General features: G+C 59.7%; 2 protein-coding genes and 1 pseudogene. All 3 read left to right on the top strand.

The genetic code is table 11. The features are described 5' to 3' along the window. Positions 1-1261, top strand: a 1261-nt coding sequence (gene istA / locus IVB48_RS00090; protein ID WP_247396217.1) for an IS21 family transposase, incomplete at its 5' end; no start/stop codon positions are given. A gap of 15 nt (positions 1262-1276) precedes the next feature. Beyond that, positions 1277-2021: pseudogene (gene istB, locus IVB48_RS00085) on the top strand (IS21-like element helper ATPase IstB). Positions 2022-3381: 1360 nt separating this feature from the next. After that, positions 3382-4509: a lysine 2,3-aminomutase gene (locus IVB48_RS00080; RefSeq protein WP_247396213.1), complete on the top strand. Its 1128-nt coding sequence runs from the start codon at positions 3382-3384 to the stop codon at positions 4507-4509. The last annotated feature ends 610 nt before the right edge of the window (positions 4510-5119 follow it).

The following is a 5119-nucleotide window of genomic DNA, read 5'->3' as shown; positions in this document are numbered from 1 at the left end:
GCGGCGCCCGAACGTCACGCTGATGCTGTTGTGGGAGGAGTATTGCGACGCAAGCTCCGACAGCTTCAGCTACTCATGGTTCTGCGAACGCTACAAGGAATGGGCCGGCCGCCTCAAGCCGACCCTGCGCCAGGTCCATGTCGCCGGCGAGAAGCTGTTCGTCGACTATTCCGGCCACACGATGGAGGTGGTTGACGGGCTCACGGGTGAGGTACGCAGCACGCAGATCTTCGTCGCCGTGCTCGGCGCCTCGAACTACACCTACGCCGAGGCCAGCCTCAGCCAGAGCCTGCCGGACTGGATCGCCTCCCACGTTCGGGCCTTTGCCTTTTTCGGCGGCGTGGCCCGCCAGACGGTGAGCGACAATCTGAAGGCCGGTATCACCCGGGCTTGCTTCCACGAGCCGATGGTCAACCGGACCTATGCCGATCTCGCCCGCCATTACCCCACCGCCATCGTTCCAGCGCGGCCGTATCGGCCGCGCGACAAAGCCAAGGCCGAAGTCGGGGTCCAAATCGTCGGGCGATGGATTCTGGCGCGCTTGCGCAACCGCCGCTTCTTCTCACTCGCCTCCCTTAATGAGGCGATCCACGCGCTCCTTGTCGAACTGAACGATCGACCGTTGCGCAGCTGGGGACGAAGTCGCCGCGACCTGTTCGAGGAGCTCGATCGTCCGGCGCTGACCCCTTTGCCGGATGAGCCGTACGAGTACGCCGAGTGGAAGCGCTGCCGGGTCAACCTCGATTATCACATCGAGATCGCCAAGCATTACTACAGCGTCCCTCACAACCTCGTTCATCAGGAGGTTGAGGCCCGCATCACCCAAAAGACCGTCGAGATATTTCTCCGCGGCAAGCGGGTGGCCTCGCATCTGCGCAGCACCTTGCCACATCGCCCGACCACGATTCCCGAGCATATGCCGAGCTCACATCGCCGCTATCGCGACTGGACCCTTGAGCGCATTCGTTCGGAAGCCGCCAAAGTCGGTCCCGATGCCCAGACGCTGATCGACGTCATCCTGCGATCGCGGCCACATCCGGAACAGGGCTTCCGCTCGGCCATCGGCATTCTCGGGCTGGTCAAGCGCTACGGCCAGGAACGCGTCGATGCCGCTTGTGCCCGGGCGCTGCTGCTCAACGCCCGGTCGTACAAATCGGTCGCTGCCATCCTCAAGAACGGCACCGACAGAACCGCGCCTCCCGCCGAGGAGGCGCCCATCCTCTTCCACACCAACATCCGTGGCCGCAGCTATTACAATTGATCAGGAGAGATCAGCATGCTCATTCACCCCACCGTCGATCGCTTGCGCGCACTCGGCCTCGCCGCCATGGCCGATGGCCTCACTGAACTGCAGAACAATCCCGAGGCGGCCGAGATGCCGCACGCCGATTGGCTCGGCCTCCTCGTCGATCGCGAGGTCACCGCCCGCGACAACCGCCGCCTCACGCGCCGCTTGACCAGTGCCAAGCTCCGTCAAGCCGCCACCATCGAGAACGTCGATTATCGCACCGCCCGTGGTCTCGATCGTTCGCTCTTCCAGAACCTCGTCACCTGTCAATGGATCCGTGACAGCAACCACCTGGTCATTGTCGGCCCAACCGGCACCGGCAAGTCCTGGCTTGCCTGCGCGCTCGGCAACAAGGCCTGCCGCGACGGCTTTTCCGTCCTCTACAAGCGAACATCCCGCCTGTTCGCCGATCTCGCCCAGGCGCGCGGCGAAGGCCGTCTGGCGCGCCTGATCGCTGCCCTGGAGCGCGTCAATCTCCTCATCCTCAACGACGACTGGGGACCCGAACCGCTCACCGCCGATCAGCGCCGTGATCTGCTCGAGATCGTCGATGATCGTTACGAAGGGATCGTTGTTGATCACTAGTCAGGTGCCCGTGTCGCAATGGCATGATGTCATTGCCGACCCCACCCTCGGCGATGCGATATTGGATCGCATCATTCACAATGCTCATCGCATCGAGCTCAAGGGCGACAGTCTACGGCGTCAGGCTGGCGAAAAGAAAAAACCGTGAGCACCTCGCGCACGATCGCCCCGCCGGCCCACAGGCCCCGCGCGCGTCGCTACGTCGCTCGTGGGGCCACTCCGCGCCGCGCACGGGGCCCGCCCATGGACCGCCGGGACGATCTCCAAACCAACCCGCCAATCTTGACGAGGAGACTATTTCGAGCCCAGATGCAATCGTCAGCCGTGTTCGCCTCCGCACCTGATCGCGATCACTGGAATCCGTGATCACCATCGCCTGGAACACCTGATCACCATCCCTGGAATGCGCAATCAGGCTTGTGAGCGCTGCCCGCGCTTCCGCCGGCAGCTCCGGCCATGCGGGCGCGCCGATGGCGCCGTTCGGCAGGCCGCTCCCGAACAGATCCATCTGCTGCTGCGGCGCAGTTGTCGATTGTGTCGGTATCCGCTCCCTGGCATTGCCGTCTGCCGCGACATGGGTCTCTCCCCGATTCTGGTCGTGAGAGGCTCTGGATGCGCTAGAAAGCAGGGCAGCTGATGGCGTTCGATCCATCAACGCCAGATCGAGAAGCGCAGAAAGCGCTGCAAGTGCGTCAATGCTGACAAACGGCTGAGCTGTCAAAAGCTCGGGGTCAGGGCATACCGTCCGGTCGAACATCCATGCCGGTACTTCAAGCCAACGATCTGCTTGCGACCCGTCGAGCGTGCAGCGAAAAACGATATCACCGGCCTTGTCGACGGCCCCATGAACGCAAACTCGGCGACCAAACCAGGGATGATGTCGATAAAGAACCTCGCGAAGAACGGTCCTGTGGGCGCTCTCAAACCTCGTTGTACAACCGAACCCGGCTCCATTCCCCATCGGATATATCGCCCCGATCCAGATGGAGCTAAAAGCCGCCTAACCCGTCCACTTTATCGGGGAAGATCACACCTATAGCTTCGCTTAGAGCGGCGCGTTCTCCCCCAGATATCAATGGCGAACGAGCCACCCTCGAAAGAAGAGCGCTTAAACTCGTAGATGGCAAGAAGTAGGCTCGATGATGGGGCGGCCTGCTTGGCCAACGCCAGCACCATTGGATCCCACACAGCAGAGCATCACGCCAGGTAATGCTCGGATCCCGAGTGCGTCTGTAGTGAGATCGGCCCGAGTGTATCATCGTCGAGCAGACGTTCGAGTGTGGCACGCGACCGTCATCACCGCTCCCCTCGTCCGGTCGTCTTCAGGCGTGTCCGATTAAAAACGTCTTTGTTGGGAACGTGACACGCTGATACGCTGGTGTTCCACGGACGGGCGCGAAAGCGTCCTTTTAGCTTTCCTCAAGCAGGGCTCGCACATGTCCTTGGTGGCGCGCTGATTGCTAGGAGACTCCTATTGACCATACCAGTCTCCCGGATGAGGTATTGAAATGAAACGGGCTCGAACGATCCAGATCAACGCGATAGATGCTGTAGGTGAGGTGCGGCAGCCTCACACTGCAGTCATGAATTTCATTGAGGGCGCTTGCGTCGTTACTGAGGAGGAGCTGCAAGCCAATAGCATTACGCCTCATCATGTCACAAAATTCTATCGTGAACAGATCACCAGCAGTGGTCATTACGAGCATCTCAAGTACATTGTAGAGCCCTCATTGGCGGAGTTAGAGAGCACCGGCAGTCTAGATACGAGCGGCGAGCACGACAACACGGTAGTACCCGGACTTCAGCATAAGTACCAGCAGACCGGGTTGTTGCTGGTAACGGACCGTTGCGCTTCATATTGCCGTTATTGCTTTCGCAAACGCATCATCGGCAGGGACTCCGATGAAATCGCACCTGATTTCGCCCGGGTTGCGCAATACATTGGCGGGCATCCTGAGATGACGAATGTACTGCTATCGGGAGGCGACCCGTTCATGCTAAGCACCGCCAAGCTCGACAAAATTCTTGATCATCTGCTGCCGATCCCACATTTGGAATCTGTCCGGTTCGGCACAAAAATGGTCGCCTTTGAGCCCAAGCGATTCGAGGATGCCGCTTTGCCCGCTTTATTCCGACGAATCCGTGAAGCTGGTAAGACCGCCGTAATCGTCACACATTTCGATCACATCGGTGAAATCTCGGTTGCCGCAGAGCGCAACATTCGTTCCTTGTGCGCACACGAGGTGCAGTTCCTCAACCAGTCCGTGCTTCTCGCGAAAGTCAACGATGATCCCGAGATCCTGGGGGCGACCTTTGCCAAGTGTCACCAGATCGGTGTCCGCCCCTATTATCTCTTTCAGGGAAGGCCGGTGAAGGGAGCATCGCATTTCCAGGTTCCACTGCGTTACGGCCTAGAGATTGCGCGGGGTGTCAACCGACGTCTCAGCGGCATCCAAAAGACATTCAAATATATCATGTCCCATTACACAGGAAAGATCGAGATCCTCGACATCGGAGCAGATGGGCGATTGTATATGCGGTATCATCAAAACAAGAGTCCTGAAAAGATTGGAAAGATCTTTTCCCGACCGCACGTCGAGGGCGCCTGCTGGTTGGACGACTTGCCTGATGGGTGAGATCGAGAGGCGCGCAATACAGGCAGTCGACCGAGAGCGAGTGGACCGGGAGGTCCCCACCTTCCATGCGGCAGCGGTACGAGGCGGTGATGACATCTTTCCGCTCGCCACAGAGCCGCGCTGAAAATCCTGCGTGCCGGCGAGAATGCTTTTGACGGGGCGATAGCCGCGACTTGGATGCTTTGCGGCGTGTGACCCCAGTACATCGGGCTGAGTTGGGGACCGCCTTGCTCGTCCATTTTCATCGATGGACAATCCCAGATGCCCGCAGTCGCTTCGCTCGGCACGATCAAGGCGGGCGAGCATTCGGCCAGACGACATCATACACGTCGGTCTATGACAGGGAAAGCAGCATCCAGGTGCTGACGCAGTCCATTCACATCGCTCATTGACGCCTGAGCTGCCACACCGGGATCTGGGGCTTCCTTATAGCCGCTATTTGCGCGCTTATTCCTAGTCTTACTGCGTCATAAATTTTTGCGCGATACGCGGACGCAGGATCGCTCTTGCGCAACATGGACATCGCGACAGACTTCTGACGAGGGCGAGAACGAGCCGTCGACGCATCGTCGCAATCGAGTTTGGAATGTGCCGTTCGGTGCGCAGCGGC

This window comes from Bradyrhizobium sp. 76, assembly GCF_023073025.1.
Taxonomy (GTDB): Bacteria; Pseudomonadota; Alphaproteobacteria; order Rhizobiales; family Xanthobacteraceae; genus Bradyrhizobium.
Note: the sequence above shows the minus strand (reverse complement) of the source record. Positions and strands in the feature narration are given on the sequence as shown.

Coding starts and splice junctions, on each gene's coding strand:
- IVB48_RS00080 (WP_247396213.1), top strand. CDS start 3,382: ATGAAACGGGCTCGAACGATCCAGATCAACGCGATAGATGCTGTAGGT.